General features: G+C 65.5%; 13 protein-coding genes. 8 read left to right on the top strand and 5 right to left on the bottom strand.

Features of this window, described 5'->3' with window-relative positions:
- The coding region (locus tag ACE3SL_RS06145; RefSeq protein WP_374524873.1) for a helix-turn-helix transcriptional regulator at positions 1–744 on the bottom strand (744 nt) is incomplete at its 3' end.
- A gap of 134 nt (positions 745–878) precedes the next feature.
- Between ACE3SL_RS06145 and ACE3SL_RS06140 the strand changes: the two genes are divergently transcribed.
- Genes ACE3SL_RS06140 through ACE3SL_RS06115 form a run of 6 tightly spaced genes read left to right on the top strand, consistent with a single transcriptional unit; the run spans position 879 to position 13266 of the window.
- Positions 879–1025 carry a hypothetical protein gene (locus tag ACE3SL_RS06140; protein WP_374524872.1) on the top strand — a complete coding sequence of 49 codons (147 nt, stop codon included), beginning with the start codon at positions 879–881 and terminating at the stop codon, positions 1023–1025.
- Positions 1026–1045: 20 nt separating this feature from the next.
- Positions 1046–3700, top strand: a complete 2655-nt coding sequence (locus ACE3SL_RS06135; RefSeq protein WP_374524871.1) for a PD-(D/E)XK nuclease family protein — start codon at positions 1046–1048, stop codon at positions 3698–3700.
- Between the two features lie 8 nt (positions 3701–3708).
- Entirely contained in the window at positions 3709–7098 is a 3390-nt protein-coding gene (locus ACE3SL_RS06130; RefSeq protein WP_374524870.1) for a UvrD-helicase domain-containing protein, read from the top strand.
- Between the two features lie 4 nt (positions 7099–7102).
- Positions 7103–8281 (top strand): DUF6361 family protein, encoded by a 1179-nt coding sequence (locus ACE3SL_RS06125; protein WP_374524869.1) that lies wholly within the window; start codon positions 7103–7105, stop codon positions 8279–8281.
- On the top strand, positions 8271–10127 hold the full coding sequence (locus ACE3SL_RS06120; protein ID WP_374524868.1) for a phospholipase D family protein: 1857 nt from the start codon (positions 8271–8273) through the stop codon (positions 10125–10127). Before ACE3SL_RS06125 ends, ACE3SL_RS06120 begins: the two co-directional genes overlap by 11 nt.
- Complete coding sequence (locus ACE3SL_RS06115) at positions 10117–13266, top strand: helicase-related protein (protein ID WP_374524867.1); 3150 nt, start codon at positions 10117–10119, stop codon at positions 13264–13266. Before ACE3SL_RS06120 ends, ACE3SL_RS06115 begins: the two co-directional genes overlap by 11 nt.
- 236 nt (positions 13267–13502) lie before the next feature.
- On the opposite strand, the gene ACE3SL_RS06110 is transcribed toward ACE3SL_RS06115, so the two are convergent.
- Genes ACE3SL_RS06110 through ACE3SL_RS06100 form a run of 3 tightly spaced genes read right to left on the bottom strand, consistent with a single transcriptional unit; the run spans position 13503 to position 16904 of the window.
- On the bottom strand, positions 13503–14438 hold the full coding sequence (locus tag ACE3SL_RS06110; protein ID WP_374524866.1) for a plasmid partitioning protein RepB C-terminal domain-containing protein: 936 nt from the start codon (positions 14436–14438) through the stop codon (positions 13503–13505).
- The gene (locus tag ACE3SL_RS06105; RefSeq protein WP_374524865.1) at positions 14431–15333 is read right to left on the bottom strand and encodes a plasmid partitioning protein RepB C-terminal domain-containing protein; all 903 of its coding nucleotides are present in this window, start codon (positions 15331–15333) and stop codon (positions 14431–14433) included. The genes ACE3SL_RS06110 and ACE3SL_RS06105 overlap by 8 nt, the downstream gene beginning before the upstream one ends.
- Entirely contained in the window at positions 15333–16904 is a 1572-nt protein-coding gene (locus ACE3SL_RS06100; RefSeq protein WP_081435401.1) for a recombinase family protein, read from the bottom strand. Before ACE3SL_RS06100 ends, ACE3SL_RS06105 begins: the two co-directional genes overlap by 1 nt.
- Before the next feature lie 115 nt (positions 16905–17019).
- On the opposite strand from ACE3SL_RS06100, the gene ACE3SL_RS06095 reads away from it, so the two are divergent.
- Positions 17020–17649 carry a hypothetical protein gene (locus ACE3SL_RS06095; protein ID WP_374524864.1) on the top strand — a complete coding sequence of 210 codons (630 nt, stop codon included), beginning with the start codon at positions 17020–17022 and terminating at the stop codon, positions 17647–17649.
- A 185-nt stretch (positions 17650–17834) separates the two neighbouring features.
- Entirely contained in the window at positions 17835–18119 is a 285-nt protein-coding gene (locus ACE3SL_RS06090) for an AlpA family transcriptional regulator (RefSeq protein WP_064332319.1), read from the top strand.
- Here the strand turns inward: ACE3SL_RS06090 and ACE3SL_RS06085 are convergent.
- Positions 18097–19003 (bottom strand): tyrosine-type recombinase/integrase (locus tag ACE3SL_RS06085; protein WP_374524863.1); only part of this gene is annotated, 907 nt, incomplete at its 5' end. The genes ACE3SL_RS06090 and ACE3SL_RS06085 overlap by 23 nt on opposite strands.

The raw sequence follows: 19003 nt of genomic DNA, 5'->3' as shown, positions 1-19003 counted from the left end.
CGCCTTTCGAACTTGAATTTGAGCACGCCCCCCTCGCATGCCGTAATCGAGGGCGATGATTCGTTTTTGACTTTCGGAAAGCTCTGGATGTGGCCCTATTTCCAGCGTGATAAGCTCGTTCCAGTCGGCATCATCCTCGGGCGACACCTCGCTCGGGCAAGTTGATCTGACCTCTATGATCCGCGACAGCAAAAAGTCCTTGAACGACCTGCTGACCTCACAAAAGGCGCGGGTGTGCCACCGAAATCCATCGAAGCCGATTGCATGCGGGGCGATCCATCTCCACCGCGGATCATCACTGGAGAGCGATTGATATTTGATCTCGACCGCTTGGTTCTGCCGGATCGCTGCAAGCATCGTTCGCAGCGTATCGTTGTTGACGCCGCGGGCCGGTACAGGCGGTCCAGCATAAGGAGGAGAATGAGCAATCCAGGATTCGGAGGGGGCCAGGATACCTTCGGCGACGGAGCGAAGCTGGTTGAGGTACTGTCCGGCATCTGGTTTTAGAAAGCAGGGCTGGAACTCATTGCTCGCGATATAGCGCTTAGCGCTCTTGTCGTAGATGGCGTTCTGTGGCGCGCGTTCCTGATACAGCGTCAAATCTTTCGACGCCTGTGGCACGGACACGTCGAACGCTTCGATGATGTCCGAACGATTCAAGCCGCCTTCCCAGTAAAGACGGAACTCGATGAATTCGAGCCGGCGCTCGACGCCCCATTTCAATGCCGCAGCGGCCTCTGGCATTGCTTTCTTGCCTCCGCGCGTCGATGGGGATAAAAACTATATGGACATATCGGCGCGATCCGTTTAGTTATTATTCCCATCGGGGGCGATCCGTCAATGGCGATTGACTGGATAGCTTTGGGGTGGGGCAAGACATGCGGAAACGCAGCTCAAAAATTGAGATCACCAGCGAGCAGGCGGCCGGCGCCGCCGCCGCCAATGGCGCTGCGCAACCCCAACGGCAGCAAGTCGCGAAGATGGTAGCCGCATCGGCGCCGACCCAGCGGCTCAACAACAAGTAGTGCCTGGAAGGAGAGCGGCCATGATCATCGCGAGTCGATCCACCCTGGTCGTTCACGGCCGCCTCGCTATGCGGGAGAGCCGGCTGGCGGCGGGCCGCGACGGTCGTCACGGCCTCCAGATCATGTCCTTCGAACAGGCCGCCGTCCGTCTGGCCGGCGGCTTCGCCCGCCCTATCGACGACGAGAGCCTGCGCGCGGCCATCCAGGCGGTCCTGCCCACAACGCCGATGGACGGTTTGGAGAGCATCAAGGCTCTTCCCGGCATGATCAACGCGGCGGCTGACACACTCCACAAAGCCTGGCGTGCGGGCATCGATCTGGCCGCACACGCGGCCGATCATCCGCGTCTCGGCGCCATCGCGCGCCTGGAAGCAGCCGTCCTCGACCAGCTTCCGTTCGGCATGATGCGGCCCCTCGACATCGTGGCAGCCGCGACCGCCCGCATCGGTCATGCGCCGGCGGTCCTCGGTCCGATGGAGATCGCTGGCCTCACCGAACTCTCGCCCTGCTGGAGACCGCTGCTCAAGGCCCTCACCGCACATATCCCCGTGCAATGGACGGCCGGCCCGAGGAGCGTTCCCGCATGGCTGGACGGCACCAGCGTCACGGTCACACGCGCACCGGCGCAAGAGCCGGGGATCAGCGCGGTCAGCGCAGCGACGGCCTATCATGAGGCTATCGAGGCGATGCGCTGGGCGCGAAGCCTGCTCGCCTCGGGCGTCTCGCCCTCGGACATCGCCATCGCGACCGCCTCGCCCGCCGACTATGACGATCATTTCCTGGCCCTGCGCGCCGACGCCAATATCGACCTGCGCTTCATCCACGGCGTCCGCACTGTCACCACCCGCGAGGGCCAAGCGGCCGCCGCACTGGCCGACATCGTGGTCCAGGGCCTGTCGCAGTCGCGGCTGCGGCGCCTCGCGGCGTTCTGCCGGGATAGCGGGCCTTTCGAGACCCTGCCCGAAGGCTGGCTGCGGATCCTGCCGACCGATGCACCGCTTTCGACACCGGGCGCATGGAACCGTCTGCTGGCCCGGTTGACGCCGGAAGATTGGCCCGACGGTGCCGACCATGTTCCCGCGCTCCGCACAGCGGTCGACACTCTGGCGAAAGGATCGGACGCCGCCAGCGAGATCGGAGAAGCCTTCCTTAAGGGCCGCGCGCTCGCAATCTGGCGCAAGGCACTGCTCGCCGGCCCTGCCGCCTCGATCGATGCGACGCTGGAAACCCTGAAGCAGGACGACGGACTGGAGGCGTGCGTCTGCGCCGCCTGGATGCCAGCCAGCGCACTCGCCGCGTCGCCCCGCCGTTTCGTGCGGCTCCTCGGGCTCAATTCCTCGCGCTGGCCGCGTGGGATCGCCGAGGACCGGCTGATCCCGGACCATATCATCCCGACCCCGATGCTCGATCCGCTGCCGGTCAATCTCGCCGACCGCCGCGATTTCGAGACGATCATCGCCACGACGGCCGATACCGTCGTTCTCTCGCGCGCCCGACGCGACAGCGACGGGCGTCTTCTGGGACGCAGCCCCCTGCTCGCAGGGCGGGGCGACGAAACCTATCTACGCCGCAACGCGACGCCGGCGCACGCTTTCAGCGAGACCGACCGCCTCATGGCCCGGCCCCAGGAGTTCGCGGCCGATCCGCAAGCGGTCGGCGCGCAGGGCTGCTGGCGCGACTGGCGGCGGGCCGAGATCACTCCCCATGACGGGCTCGTGCGGGCGGATCACCCGCTCGTGCTCGCCATCCTCGGCCGCACCCAGTCGGCCAGCTCGTTGCGCCGCCTGCTGCGCAATCCGCTCAGCTTCGTGTGGGTCTATGCGTTCGGATGGCGTGAACCGCAGAGTAGCGCCGAACCGCTCGTCCTCGACGCGCTCGGGATCGGCGATCTCGTCCACATGGTTCTCGACCGCGCCTTGCGCGACCTCGAAACCGGCGGCGGCCTTGCTTCCGCCGACACGAAGAGCATCGAGGCGGCGGTGGCTCGGGCCGCGCAAGCCGTCGCCGGCGATTGGGAGAGCGAGCGCCCGGTTCCGCCGTCCGTCATCTGGGGGCGCACCCTCGACGATGCCCGCGTGATGGCGGGGCGCGCCCTTTCTTATGGCGATGAGATCCTGCCCGGCGCGCGCGCCTTTGGCGAAGTGCCGTTCGGCGGCTTGGAGCCGAAATCCGACGCCGAGACGCCTTGGGATGCGAGCACGCCGGTCACGATTCCCGACACGGGCTTCAGCATCGCCGGCTATATCGACCGGCTCGACATCTCGGGCGACGGTAAGCGCGCGCTCGTGCGCGACTACAAGACCGGCCGACCGCCGCGGGGCGAGATCCGGCTGAACGGCGGACGCGAGCTTCAACGCTGCCTCTATGCCTTCGCGGTGAAGGCGCTCCTCGGCGACGACGTCGCCATCAGCGCCTCGCTGCTCTACCCGCGCGAGCCCGTCGATCTTCAGCTCGACGATCCCGAGGCCGTGCTCGCGGAGATCACGGGCTATCTCCGCGCGGCAAGGATGAGCCTCGCAAGCGGCGCGGCCCTGCCTGGTCCGGATACCGGCGGCGATTATGACGACCTCGCCTTCGCTCTGCCTGCCAATGCCAGTGCCACCTATTGCAAACGCAAAATGCCGGCCGCGACGGAGCGGCTGGGCGAAGTCGCTCAGGTCTGGGAGGCGGAATGATGAGCAGCATGTCCAAGGTGCTGAATGACGACGGCGCCCGCCGCGATGCAATCAGCCTCCACGATCGCTCGATCCTGGTCGAGGCCGGCGCGGGTTCGGGCAAGACCGCCGTCATGGCCGGCCGCATTGCCGCCATGCTGGCCGAAGGCGTCGCGCCGCGTTCCATCGCCGCCGTCACCTTCACCGAACTCGCCGCGAGCGAGTTGCTGTCCCGTGTGCGCGAGTTCGTCGCCGACCTCTCGGTCGGCACGATTGCGACCGAACTGCGCGTGGCGCTGCCCGATGGGCTCACCCAGACCCATCGTGACAATCTCGCCGCCGCCAGCGCTGCGATCGACGAAATCACCTGCTCGACCATCCACGGCTTCTGCCAGCGCCTGATCAAGCCCTATCCGGCGGAAGCCGACATCGATCCCGGCGCCGGCGTTATGGACCGCAACCACGCCGATCTCACTTTCCTTGAGATCGTCGATGGCTGGCTGCGCGAACGCCTGTCCGGCGGCCAGGGCGGCATCTTGGCCGAGATGGTGCTGCACAGCCCCAGCGAGACCGTGGCGCTCATCCATAAGATCGCCGAGAATCTGCGCCGCCGCCCCACGCTCGCGGCCCCGCCCGTCTCCCCGCTCGACGGGTGCCTGACGGCGTTCCGGCAGGCCGCCGCGAATTTCGCGGGCTTCATGGATGGCGCGGCGGCGGCCGAACCCGAAACGGTGACGATCGTCGAGCGCCTAGCCGAAATGGCGACGGCCGCGGCGAACGGTCCCGATCCCGCGACGCCGGCGGGCCTCGTTCGCCCACTGACCGCGCGTCCCCACCCGGACCTTTGCACCAAGGCCGGCGCCTTCGCCTCCTACCGCAAGAAGGGCAAATGGGCCGCCGCGGCCAAGGAGGCTGGTCTTTCCAAGGCTGACGGTGATCGGCTGAATGACGCCGCGGAAACCCATTACACCGCTTGCTGCGACGCCTGGGTCGCGCTCGTGCAAGCGGCCGCCGGCCATGCCCTGGCGGCGCTGATCGACGAAGCGCGTCCGATCCTGCAACGCTATCGCGACCACAAGCGCGCCAGCGCCCAGCTCGATTTCGACGATCTGATTTTCGCCGCGCGCGATTTGCTGCGCGACCACGATGCCGTGCGCCGAGCACTGGGGCAGCGTTTCGCCCATGTCCTCGTCGACGAGTTCCAGGACACCGATCCCCTGCAAACCGAAATCTTCTGGCGACTCTGCGGCGAGCCGGTCGATGGCGATGACGACTGGACTCGGTTCCAAATCCGGCCGGGCGCGCTCTTCCTGGTCGGCGACCCCAAGCAGGCGATCTATCGCTTCCGGGGCGCCGATGTCGGCGCCTATGTGCAGGCGCGCGACGCCTTCCGCGCCCAGGACCCCGACAGCCTCCTGTCGATCTCCACCAATTTCCGCTCCTGCGCCTCGATCCTCACCTTCGTCAACGAGCGCTTCGAGGCCGTGCTCTCGGCCGATGGGCAGCCGGGCTTCACCGCTCTCGACCCGTTTCATGATGACCGGGGCGGCCTGTGCGTGGCGGCCCTCGACATCGCCGTGGCCGACGAAAACGGCAAGGCCAGCGCCGAGCGGCAGCGTGACGCCGAAGCCGACGCCATCGCCGAGCTGTGCGCGCGGCTGATCGAAAGTCACCCCATCGTCGACCGTCGCAGCGGCTCGGAACGTCCCTGCCAGCCGGGCGACATCGCCTTGCTGGCGCCGACCGGCGCGGAGCTGTGGCGCTACGAGGAGGCCCTTGAGCGCCGCGGAATCCCCGTGGCGACCCAGGCCGGCAAGGGGCTGTTCCGCCGCCAGGAAATCCAGGATCTCATCGCCCTGACCCGCGTCCTGGCCGATCGCCGCGACACGCTCGCGCTCGGCGCGCTGCTGCGCGGGCCTCTGGTCGGCCTCACCGAGGAAGAGCTTCTGGACATCATCTGGGGGCTGCCGCGCTCAGAGGAACGGCCGGATCGGATTCCGCGCCTTGATCTCAGCATCGACCCCGCTGTCATCGCGCACCCGCTAGCTCGCGAGGTCTTCGAGCGGCTGCAATCGCTCTCCCGGCGCGGTAACAGCACGACCCCGCATGAGCTGCTCTCGCATGCCGTGGACGTGATGCGCGTCCGCCCGCTCCTCCTCGAGCGCCATCGCGGCCAAGCCGAGCGCGCGCTCGCCAATATCGATCTCTATCTCAGCCTGTCGACCGGCTACGCCGTGCGCGGCCTGCGCGCCTTCGCCGAGGCGATGACAGCGGCGTGGTCCGACGAGGCGCGCGCCGTCGAGGGCCGACCCGATGCGCAGGAGGAAGCGGTCGCGCTCTTCACCATGCACGCGGCCAAGGGGTTGGAATGGCCGATCGTCATTCCAGTCAACACCATGACTGGTGTCATGGCGCCCGATAACGCGGTCGTCGACCGCCAGACGGAAACCTTCTTCTGCCCGGTCCTGGGCATCCCGCCTGAGGGATATGAGACGGCGCGTGAGGCGGAAAAGGACGAACTGGATCGCGAACGTATCCGCCTCTGGTACGTCGCGGCCACCCGCGCCCGCGAACTCCTCGTCCTCCCCCGGCTCGACACCACGCCCTCGAAATCCGCCTGGATCGGTCTCGTCGATCTGTCGCTCGCCGAACTGCCCGGCTTGGACGTCTCCCACCTGCCTGCTGGCCTCACGGCCACTGGAGCGGGTGTGGGCAACACCCAGACGCGCGCGAGCTTCGCCGCCGAAGCCGAAACCATCGCCGCCGCGCAGACGCGGCTGACCTGGCTTGCGCCCAGCCGCGACGAAAACGCCGCAGGGACTGTGCTGCGGGAAGAAGAAGCCGCGCTCTGGACGGGATCAGCCGACGACCAGCCTCCCGAGCTGGAAGCAGCCGCTTTCGTGCAGGGCGGCCGGGAACGCGGGCTGATCCTCCACAAATTGATGGAAGAGGTGCTGACCGGCGAAACCCTAGAGGCGGAAGCCGCCCTGACCGAACGGGCGGCGGACCTCATCCGCGCCCTCGGCCGGTCTTCGGTCGCCGACCCGGCGACGGGGCTGTCGGCTCAGGAACTGGCGGCCTGTGTCGCCCGGACCCTGGCCCTGCCCGACATCGCAGCCCTGCGGCCGGGTCTTCTGGCCGAATTTCCCGTCTATGCCGCACAGGCGGCCGACGGCGTGGAAACCGCAACGGCCGGGATCGCCGACGCCCTGACCCTTACGACCGAGGGCCGCCCCGCCGTCGTTGTGGACTGGAAGAGCGATGTGACGCCGGCACTGGGGACACTCGATCACTATCGCGCGCAGGTGCGAGCCTATCTCGACATGACCGGCGCCGAGCGCGGACTGATCGTGCTGATGACCTCCGGCTCCGTCATTCCCGTCCTGCCGACGAAGCCGACCGAGAGTGAGGCAGCCTGAGCCCATGTCGTCTCTTGCCTGGATCGATTTCGATGAAGCTGAGCGGCAGCGTGCGCAACGCATCATGGCGCTCTTTCAGGAGCGCGAGACCCGCGACGAACTGGGGCTGGGGGCGATCCGCGATTCCATCGCCGATCACCTCTTTCCGGGCACGAGCACGATCCAGACGCGCCTGCGATACATGCTGTTCATCCCCTGGCTCTATCGGGCGCTGGAGAAACGCGAAGTCCCCGAGGCGCAGCTCCGCGCCGAGGCGCGCGACACCGAAATCCGGCTTGCCGACGCCTTGAAAGCCGGTGGCGAGTCCACCGGCATTATCGGCCGCGATGCGGGACCGCGGCTCCAACGACTGCCGAGTTCCGTCTATTGGGCCGGGCTCGGCGCGTGGGGCATCCGGGTCTTTCCCGGCTCGCTCGACAGCTTGTTCGTCACCTTACGGGGCCGTGGCCGTTCGCGCGGCGCATCCGGCGGCGAAGACGCCCTGGCCGGCGCGCAGGTGCCCGCCGTCTGGAATCCGGCCTTGCCGCAGATGCCCGGCGACCTGCTCGAACGCGCCATCTTCCGCCTGACCGCGGACGAGGCGCAATTCCTGATCGACCGCCTGGTCGCCAGCCAGCCCACCGCGCTGCTCACGATGCTCGCGCGCGAAGGCATCGACGCGGACTGCGACTATATCTGGACGCATCCCCATCTGTCGGCGTTTCCACCTGCCGCGCGCCGCCTCGTCCAGCATGGGGAAATCTTCTCCCATGTGATGCACGGCGCAGCGCTGCTCTACAACCTCGCGCTCAGTGAACTGCGCCAGCGCGACGACTGGATCGACGACTATCGCGGTCGGCTTGATGCCTGGAGCGACGAGCTCGATGCCGGCGCCGTCCGCGCGTGGTCGCTCGATGATTTCTGGAGCGTCGTGGAGCACCCGGCGCACGCCGTCCGACCGGCCGCCAAGCGCTTCGTGACCGAGTGGCGTGAGCTGGTTCTTGCCGGGACGGAGCAGGTGCTCTCAGCGCCCACGGCGCGGCAGCTCGTCGAGGAGCGAGAACGCCGGCTCAAGACCAGTCAGTCCCGCTACGCCAATCACGCTGTCCGCGACCGCTGGACCGGCGCATCGGGCGCCGACCGCCTCAGCTTCCGCTGGGCGCAAGCCAAATCCCACCTGCGGGACCTCGCCCATGCTGAATAGGCGCAGCCTCGATCCCGAACAGCGAACGCTCTACGGCGCCAATCTTCAGCCACCGGCGGGCTACGTCTTCGACGCGGCGGTCGCTACGACCTTCTCGCTCGACTTCGAGACCACGCTCGCCGTGCCGGTCAGTCTGGCGCTCTTCGCCGCCGAGAACCGCGACGACATTCTCTCTCACCCTCTGGCGCTGCTGGAAGGGGCCGAGCGCATCGCCGGTCGCCTCGTCGTCTTTACCGACGCCGGCCATATCCAGGCGAGCGCGCGGCCGCATTCCCGCCTTTGCTCGTTGCTCGAACGCATCATCGTCGAGGTCGCCGCCCCTCAAGGCGGGGCCTTCCATCCCAAGATGTGGGCGCTACGCTTCACGCCGCTGCGGCCCGAAGACCCGGCGCGCCTGCGCCTGCTCATCCTCTCCCGAAACCTGACGCGCGACCGCTCCTGGGATATTGCCGCCACCCTCGACGGCGTGATCACCAAACAGCCCAAAGCCATCAACCGCCCGGTCGCCGACTTCCTTCGCCAGCTCCCCGACCTCGCGACCGTCGGCGCTCCCGATGGAACGAAGACCCTCGTCGATGAACTGGCCGAAGACATGCGGCGCGCCGAATGGAGCCTGCCCGAGCCGTTCCAGAGCGTCTCCTTCGCGGTCAACGGCCTCGGCGGCAAGCCATGGCGCCCGGAATCCTGCGCTCGGCTGGGCGTGGTGTCACCGTTCTGCGACGATCAGACCCTGTCGATGCTCGCTGGCCTAGCCAGCGCCGAAAAGCCCATTTTCATCGGGCGATCCGACGAAATCGCCCAGGTGCCCGGCGCCACGCTGGATGGCTTTGCCCGCGTCGCCGTGCTCGACGAGATGGCTGCCACGGAAGATGGCGAGGAGGAGGACGCGGCGGCCCTGCAAGGGCTCCACGCCAAGGCATTCATTGCCGAGCGCGGCTGGGACACCGCGATCACGGTCGGCTCAGGAAACGCCACCCGGCCGGCGCTGCTGACCGGCAGCAATGTCGAGATCTTCACGACCCTGACCGGCAAGCGGTCGCGGGTCGGAAGCGTCGAGGAAATCCTTGGCGACAAAGGATTCGGCCGGCTGACGCGGCCGTTTGTCCGGGACGAGACGAGCGCCGCCGATGCCGCGCAACGAGCCGCCGAGGCGCGTTTGGACCAAGCCCGGCGCGAGATTTGCCGCAGCGGCCTCAAGCTCTGTTGTGAGCGTGGCGAGCCCGCCGCCGATGGCGCGCCAGTCTGGCGGGTCTGGCTGGTCCCGTCCGAACCGCTTTCGCTTGCCGGAGTCGGCGCCTTGCGTGTTTGGCCAATCACGCGGGGCGAAGGCCATGCGCGCGATGTGCTGGAGCCGCTTCGGCAAGGACAGCCCGCCGCCCTTGGCGCGATGCCCTTGGTCGATCTCACGCGCTTCCTCGCTTGTCACCTGACGGACGAGACGGAAGACGTCTCGATCCTGTTCAGCACCGGGCTCATGTTGGAGGGACTGCCCGCGGAGCGTCACGCCGCCATCCTGCGCTGGGTGATCGACAGCAAGGACGCCTTCTTTCGCTATCTCCGGCTGCTCCTCTCCGAATTGGGCGACCCCTTCGCAGCCGCCCTTGCGGCGCAGGACGGGGCGGGTCAGGGCGCCTGGCGCGCGGCAAGCGACGACGCGCCAATCCTCGAGGAGATGGTTCGGGCCTTCTGCCGGGGCGGCGACCAGCTCCGCGCTATCGAACGGCTGATCGCGCGCCTGGAAACCGGCGATGGCGCCGATACCGATCCGATTCCGGCCGAGTTCCGCGCGCTCTGGAACACATTCCGAATTGCGCTCGCCACGCAGGATGCCGCGCATGCCGAATAAACGGTTCCGCGCCGATGCGGCGCTCGCTCCTCTCAAGGCATTTCAGCGGCGCACCGTCGATTATGTCTTCGATCGGCTCTACGGCCAAGACGATCCAGTCCGCCAGTTCCTGGTCGCCGACGAAGTCGGCCTCGGTAAGACGATGGTGGCGCGCGGGGTCATCGCCCGCATGATCGAGCACCTGTGGGACACCACCAAACGGATCGACATCCTCTACATCTGCTCGAACCAGGCGATCGCCGCCCAGAACCTCAACCGCTTGAACGTCCTTGGGCGGCGCGAGCTGGCCCTGCCAACCCGCATGACCCTCGTTCCCCTGCAACTGCGCGACCAGGTGGGCCTCGACGCCAACAAGGTGAACTTCATCAGCCTGACGCCGGGCACGACCTTCGATCTGCGCTCCGCGACGGGCGTGACCCAGGAACGCGCCCTGCTGTGCCATCTTCTGCGCGATCTCGTGACGCGCCCGCGGGGCCTGCACAACCTGTTGCAGGTCACAGCCGGCGTCGACGGCTGGAACCGCGCCGTGGACAATCTCAACCTCGAAGGCGTCGACAAGCGCATCATCGAGCGCTTCCGCCGCGACGTGCAGGCGGATCGCGACCTCTTCGAGGAACTAGAACGGGTTTGCGAACTCTTCCCGCGCCGCCGGGACACCTATCCCCCGGAGATGACGCAGCCCCGCAATAGCCTGGTCGCCCGACTCCGCGCCAAACTGTCCCATGCCTGCGTCGACGCGCTGCAACCCGACCTCATCATCATGGACGAGTTCCAGCGGTTTCGGGATCTGCTGCACGGCGACAGCGACGCGGCAATCCTCGCGCGCGAACTGTTCGACTATTCAGGAGGCGACGGGCACGCCGCCCGCACCCTGCTGCTCTCCGCCACGCCCTATCGAATGCTCACGCTCGCCGGCGACGAGCCCGACGAAGGCGATCACTATCAGGACTTCCTTGAGACACTGAGCTTCCTCTACGGCCGGGAAAAAGGGCCGGAGGTGACGGCCACGCTGGCGCGCGAAATGCGCACCTTCCGCAGTCTCCTGCATGCCTTGCCGCAGTCACACGCCTCAGCGGTCGAGACGCGCCAGACCATCGAACGGCGCCTGCGCCGGGTGATCGCGCGAACCGAACGGGTCGCGTCCACGGTCGAGCGCGACTCCATGATGAGCGAGCCCGCCGTTACAGTCTCGGTCGCGCCCGCCGACCTCGCGCAGGCATCGGCCGTTTCCCAGGTGGCGCGCACGCTCGATGCCCCCGAGATCATCGAATACTGGAAATCCTCGCCCTACCTGCTCAACTTCATGCGCCACTACAGCCTGAAACGGCTGCTGGAAGACCAGGCCAACGCTCCTTCGGGCGCGCTCCGCACCGCAATCCAGGCGGCTCGACCGGCCATGCTCGATCACGACGCCATCGACGCCTACGCGCCGCTGGACCCGGCCAATGGCCGCATGCGCGCGATCATGGACGACATCTTCGGCCAGCACCTCGAACAAAATCTCTGGCTGCCTGCCGCTATGCCCTACTACGGCGACCCGAGATCCGGGGCGCCGCTGACCAAGGCGCTGATATTTTCGTCCTGGTCCATGGTGCCCGACGCGGTCGCAGCCCTCCTGTCCTACGAAGCCGAACGGCGCATGGGCGTCGGCGAATCCGGCCGACGCTATTTCGAGCAGCATCGCCTGCGCCCCTTGCAGTTTCGGCAGGATCACGGTCGGCTCGCGGGTCTGCGCGCGCTGCTGCTGATCTATCCTTCGCCGGCCTTAGCCGAACTCGCCGATCCGCTGGGAGTGTTCAGCGAAACCGAGACCGCCTTGTCACTGGAGGGAATGCGCGCCGCTATAGGTGACCGCCTCAAGCCTGCGCTCGGTGCTTTGCAGGAGGGAGCGGTATCGCATCAGGACGCAAACAGCGCCGAGTGGGCCGCCCCCGCCGTGATCGATGACCTGCTGGGCGCGCGCTCTCGCGCCTGGCTGGAGACGCCCCAAGGCATGCGCGCCCTGGCGAGCGAAGACGCCTTCCAGGATCATGTCGCCGAACTAGCGGCAGCGGTGAAGACCCGCGACATTGGCGCTCCGTCCGCTGATCTATCGGACCTGCTGGTTGACGTCGCGCTCGGCAGTCCGGCCATCTGCGCGCTTCGCGCTCTCAAACGGATCGCGCCCGAGCTGGCTTGGGACGACCCGCGCATGCTCAGCGCCGCCGCCGAAGTCGCCTGGTCGTTCCGCACGCTGTTCAATCAGCACGACGCGGTCGCCCTGCTGCGGCGGGATACCGACGATCACTACTGGCGCCGCGTGCTGGTCTATTGCGCGCATTACAATCTCCAGGCCGTCCTGGACGAATACGCCCACTACCTCGTCGACGCCGAAGGTCTTGGCGTCCGTCCGGCCGAGGAGCGCGCAATCGGTGTCGCCCGCGCCATGGCCCAGGCCCTGGCCATCCGCCCGTCACAGATCGACGTCGATGACGTGCATGTCGATGGAGAGGCCCTCGCCATCAGCAAATTCCAGATGCGCGGACGCTTCGCGATGCGGCTCGCGGACTACAAGAACGAAGACGGCGCCGTCTCACGGCTCGGAGGCGTGCGCGATGCGTTCAACTCACCGTTCCGGCCGTTCGTTCTCGCCACCACGTCGGTCGGCCAGGAAGGGCTGGATTTCCATCCCTATTGCTACCGCGTCTATCACTGGAACCTGCCGGGCAACCCAGTGGACCTCGAACAGCGCGAAGGCCGCGTCCACCGCTTCAAGGGCCATGCCGTGCGCCTCAACCTGGCGGAGCGCCAGGCTGCCGTCGTCAGGGGCCGTGGACAGGCCCCTGACGATCCATGGAAGCTCATGTTCGAGCGTGCGCGCTCGGAGGCGTCGGTCGACACCGATCTCATCCCCTACTGGATCTACGAAGGTTCCGTGCGCGTCGAACGGCGCGTGCCGATGCTGCCGTTCAGTCGGGAAGGCACGCGACTCGCTTGGCTCAAACGCAGCCTAACGGTCTATCGTCTGGCCTTCGGGCAACCACGACAGGACGATCTGCTCGACTACCTGCAAACTCTGGCCGGCGATGGCATGGACTCCAACCTGCTTGCCGACCTGCAAATTCGGCTCGAGCCCGAGGTTTCCGACAGGTCAGCGTGATGACCTCACCGCACCTTGCCCAAATGGCGGGCGTGCCGGTTGGCGCTCCCGACACGCCCGCCTGCCTTCAGTTCATGCGAGGCAAACCACCCCTCATGCGGCTGGACCATATGACGGCCAGCCTGGTGGGCCTCATGCGGGTTCGCCGCCATTCCCACCACCATGCTTGATCCGCCCCATAGTGCGGCTTCTCCCATGGTCCCCGCGCTTATCGGGTCCGGGTCCCCATTCTCCGTTCAGACCGCCGGCGGTTCTGCCGCCGGGCCGAGCGTGTCGATCTCGGCGATCTTCTGAAACTCGCTGAGATAGTCCTGCTGGTAGGTGGCCAGCCAGCGAACCACTCGGTTGTTAGCGAGGAGCTTAGCGATGTATCCGCGCGCAACGGTCAGATGCAGGTTGTCGATACCGTAGGTTTCCTCGACCGATTTCACCTGAGTTTGAAGCGTCGCCAGCTCGCGCTCCATACGGGCAATCTGTTGACCCGAAGGCGTCGGCTTCCCGGCGCCCTTGCCCTTCTTGGTCGTAGCGAGCTGGTTCTCGGAGGTGGCTGCGCGCAGAGCGCGGGCAAACATGACCGTGAAATTGTTCTGACCGATCATCAGATCGGCGGCTTCGATCTGCCTGACCGCCGTCATTTGACGCAGAATGTCGAACACCTTCATCGAGCAAGGCGTGTCCTTCAGCATCTCTGCGGCCTCCGGGCTGATCCCCTCCAGAAGCCGGAAACGCCGCAGCACGGACTCGACCTGAAGGTTCAGGGCGGCAGCGATGTCGGCGGATGACACGCCCCGATCCATCGCGCGCGCGATCATCCGATGTTCCTGGATCGGAGGGATGCGGTTGACGCGCTTGTTATAGGTATAGGTGTCGTCGTCAGCGGCAAGCAGGCATTCAACCTCGGCGATGCCGAGTTCTTTCAGTGCCTCCAGCCGCAGATGGCCGTCCAGAAGGAACCAGGTTCCGGCGTTCTTTGCGTCCGCCATGACGACGGGCGCTTCGATCAGGCCGATCGCCTTGATCGAGCTCAGCACCTGCGAATAGGACCGGCTCGCCCGGGCGCCATCCGGCAACGCCTTGAGCGGAATGATCGCCGCGACGGGAATCGTCAGAAAATCCCGGTCGAAGGCGAGGTGAATACGACCGTCCTCCCGGTCTTTCGGTTCATCAGCCATGTTCGTCGCCCGATACGCGGGCTTTGAGCGCCCGCGGCATGGTCGCCAACCCCTCCGCCCTCAGCAGATTGATGAAGCCATCATTGGCGAGCAGATCCTTCAGCGCCTCGACAACGAACAGCAGCCGGATCTGGGTGAAATCCGACTTCTTGACGAGGAGACGCTGCTTTTCGGCTTCGCGTTGATAGACCTGCATGAGATCGGCGGCCGTCATTCGTCGACTGCTCGTCTTCCGGCCCAAACGTCCGACAGGCAATCCTCCCTTGCGCTGACTCCGCATACGCATGTCGAGCAGGCGGCGGACGGCGGCGAGCTTCTTGCCCCTGAGTTTCCCGGTCTCATAGGCGTCGAGAAGCAGATTCTGCGCCTCTTCCGTCTCGGCCTTGGAAATCTCCATCGCCAAGGTGATCGGAATGAGTCCGGTTTCGACCGCGGCCACCAGCCGCTCCTCGCCGCGCTCAAGGAGCGAAGCAATCATGTTTACCCAAGATGCCCCGACGCCGATCTTCTCGGCGATGGTCGCATCGCTATAGCCGCGGGCCCGTAGAGCACCGATTTCACGCATAAGGTCGATGGGGCGCGGCGTGCGTCGTGCGATATTCTCGACCAGGCTCATCACGAGGCATTCGCTCTCGCTGGCCTCGATCACCACGGCCGGAATCTCGGTCTGGCCCAGCATCTGGAAGGCTTCCAGCCGGCCTTCACCGCAGACCAGATCATATCTTGGGCCGCCAGCCCCATCACGGCGGCTCACCGTGATCGGCCGCTTGAGGCCGATGGCCTCGATGTTGTTCACGATCTCCCGATGCTGGCGCTTGTTTCGCGCGCGTGGGTTCAGAACCGTGATCCGGGAGATGGGGATCATTTCGATCCGGTTCGGTCGAACGGCAGGCATCAGGCAGCCTCCGCAAGAGGAATGGGCGTAGCGATGTCGTAGAGAAGGTCGAGGCCGTCGAAGCGGTAGGCATCGAGCCCGAGCGCATTGTCCTCTCCCAGCCGCAGCTTTTCGGAGAGCATGTCGATGCGCGGGAACAGGTAGTAATCGAGCGGCGCGCGATTGGCGCTGTCCATCCGAACGACGATCGTGATGTCGGGCGCGAGCGAGGTATCGAAGCGCAACTGCCAGCGCAAAAGCCCGGTTGGCGTCTCGATGCACCGGGCCACCACCACGGAAAGGCTGAACTCGCCGTTGACGATCACCCGGTCGGTCTCAAGATCCTGCCAGGCAGCGCTGCCCGTAGCCTGCAACCCGTCGAGCACCTCTCGGAGAATGCCGGGATGGAGCTTACGCAGCTCGCGGTTGATTTCGACGTAGCGGTAATCGCGATCCGGCGTAAAACCTACGAGGCTGTAGGCGCGAAGTAAGCTGCCAAAGCGGGAGCTGTAGGCGCTGCTGGATGGCATCCCATCGCATTCGTCGATGACGATGCCGGATAGCAAACCCCTTTGTTGGTACAGCTTCCTCAGAGATTGCAGCATCTCCTCGTCGCTCAAACGAAAGGAGCGCGCGCCGATGATGGTCCTTGCCGCCTCGAACAGTTCGCGCTCGACGACGGCCGCGAAAGCATCCTGCGCCCTGATCCACATCTCCGGATCGTTCTGGACGCGCTTTTTCTTCAGCTTGAAGGACCGGCGATTCCATACGTTGTCGCCGACATATTTCTCATTGATCAGAATCTGGTGGACGGTCCCCCTGGTCCAGGGGCGTCCGAGATCGGTCGGAATGCCCCGTTCATTGAGATCAGCCGCAATTTCCCGCTCGCTGTATCCCTGATGGACGAAGGCCCGGTAGATGCCGCGCACCAGATCGACTTCTTCCGCCGGGCCAAGCGTTAGGATCACCCGATCGGTCTGGATGCTCTTTTGCTCACCCCGTTCGAGGAGGCCCTTGGTGGCGCCATGCTCGTCGATCAGGGTCCGTCGCAGGCCGAATCCTGCCGGCCCACCCTGACGATAGCCCTTCTCGATCAGCCGGCCCTGACCCGCGAACACCTTGGTTGAGAGTTCACGGCTGTATTCGCCGGCCATCGCGCGCTTGACGCCTTTGACGATGGTGGAGATCGGGCTGCCATCGTTGTCGAATTGCTCGGCGCAATACTCCACGGCGATGCCGGCGCGTCGGCAGATATATTCGTAATAGGCGCTCTCGTCGGCATCCTGAAAACGGCCCCAACGGCTGACGTCATAGACGAGCACCAATGTGAAATCAGTGCTTCCGGACTGCACGTCCTCGATGAGCTGCCTGAGCGCATCGCGCCCCTCAATCTTCAGGCCGCTCTTTCCCGCGTCCGCATAGGTCCGGACGATCTCTATCCCACGAGCTTCGGCATATTGCTTGATCGCGTCGGATTGGTTTTCGGTCGAATATTTTTGATGGTCCGTCGACATGCGGACGTATTCGGCAGCCCGAAGAGGGCGTTCAGGCTGCCCGGACCGATCGTCGTCGTGAAGTCTCCGGCTCGTCACATCACGCCCTCCTGAAATCGACTGCGGCGGTCCGGGCGACCTACCGCCGCAGCGCATGACGGGCCTCAGCCGTCACTCCGCACTGAAACCAGTGTAACTGCGGAGAAAACGGAAGATGTTGCCGAAAAAGGGCAGGAAATTACCCCTATGGACGGGCGTCCTCGCGGGGCGAGAAATCTACGCGCAGACCATCGCGGAGCTGCTGCGCAAGGAGCATGGCGACAGCCATCGCGCGATCAAGCAGCTCATGCGCCAGACCGAGGCGAGTGAGAGGACCGTCAAGCATTGGCTCTCAGGGCAACACGGGCCGGATACGGTCTATTTCCTCCGTCTCGTGGTTTCGTCGCCGGTCATCAGGGCCTTCGTTCTCGGCCTGATCGAAGGACCTGCGGCAACCCCGCTGACAGATCCGGTGGATCGCATTTCGCTCGCAAGAGCCCGGGAAGCCTATGAGGCCGGCGAAGCCGCTGGCGGAAGGCCAGCAACAGGCGCGCAACTTAATGACCCTGATCGTGTCCCTGAACGCGACCCTATAAATGTCCCTGATCGGGCGGAACTCAACGAGCGACAACGCTGGTTCCTGGACCGAGTCGCGGACGGCCGGTGCGGCGCCAACGATATCGTGGCGGCCTGGACGGTGAGCCTGAAAACTGCGCGCCGGGACATCGCCATCCTCAAAGCAGCGGACCTCATCAGCTATATCGGATCGCGGCGGAAGGGACGGTATCGTAGGACGCCACGATAGCAGGAGCCGCATTCAGGGACGGTTGCTGGACGACTGCCAGGAAGAGATGCTGTCGCCGTGCTCCTCGGGCTTGTCCGATTTGCACGCCACGATACGACGCGCTGCTACGCCCGGATATTCGAGCTTCCATTCAGCATCATCTATCGCCTTCTATCCGCTTAGAGAGGCGACCGAAGGAATTTGGCATGAGGCAGCAAGTCGAGCCCATCATGAAGCGCACCATCCGGCGGCATCAACTCCGGGAAATGGTCCCTCTCGCCGACACCACGATCTATGACATGGAACAGCGCGGCGAATTTCCCCAGCGCTTCTATCTCACGTCCCGCTGCGTGGTCTGGGATCTAACCGAGGTCGAAGCCTGGTTGGAAGAACGGCGCCGAGCTTCACGCGCCAAGGCGGTGAAGCGTGCGCCCATTCCGGACGTCCAGCTCCGCAAGACCCGCCCCATCAAACATCCGGCTCGGGCGTAAGCAGGTCCATCGTCGGCGGATAGAGGGTCGGCGTGTATTTTTGGCCGGCAACCCAGGCGTCCACCAGGTTGGACCATTCCTGCATCATATGCCGGCGCTGATGCTCGTATTCCGCCTTGTTGTAGATGCCCCGTGAGGATCGCCCGTCCTCATGCGCCAGACACTTCTCGATCCAGTCGCTGTTGAAGCCCAACTCGTTCAGCAGGGTCGAGCCGGTGCGCCGGAGATCGTGAACCGTAAAGGACTCCAGCGGCAGCCCTTCCTTCTTGGCCCGCTCCACCACCGCCGTCGTGATCCGATTGAACGTCGCCCGCGACATGGGCGCGTCGGCGTCATAGCGCGACGGCAGGACGTATTTGGAATTGCCGGCGCAGGTCTTGAGAGCGATGAAGATGTCGAGCATCTGCTGAGACAGATAAACGTTGTGCGCTTTCGAGCGCTTCATCCGCTCCTTGGGAATCGACCAGACGGCGTTCTCGAAATCGACCTCATCCCAAACCGCGTCCTGCAATTCGCTCTTTCGTACCATCGACAGCAGGATCAGCTTTATCCCGAGCCGGATCGTCGGCAGCGTCGCCACATGCTCGATCTGGCTGAGCATGATGCGGATCTCCGCCGGAGACAGGGATCGGTCCTTCGGCACGAAGGTCGCGATCGACGCCGGGCCAACTTCGTCGGCCGGGTTAGCGACCTTCTCGCCATGCAGGATGGCGAAGGCGAAGACCAGCTTCACGATGTCCCTGACGTGGACCGCCGTTGCCGGAGCTCCACGCTCCTTCACCTTCGCACACAGCCCGCGCAGATCCTCCGGCAGGATCTCCGGCAGCAGCCGGTTGCGAAACGCCGGAAGAATGTCGCGCTCGAAGATTGATCGACGCATGGCG

The sequence above is a fragment of the Sphingopyxis sp. genome (assembly GCF_041916015.1).
Taxonomy (GTDB): domain Bacteria; phylum Pseudomonadota; class Alphaproteobacteria; order Sphingomonadales; family Sphingomonadaceae; genus Sphingopyxis.
The sequence above is the reverse complement of the archived record's forward strand: the minus strand, read 5'-3'. Positions and strand labels throughout refer to the sequence as shown.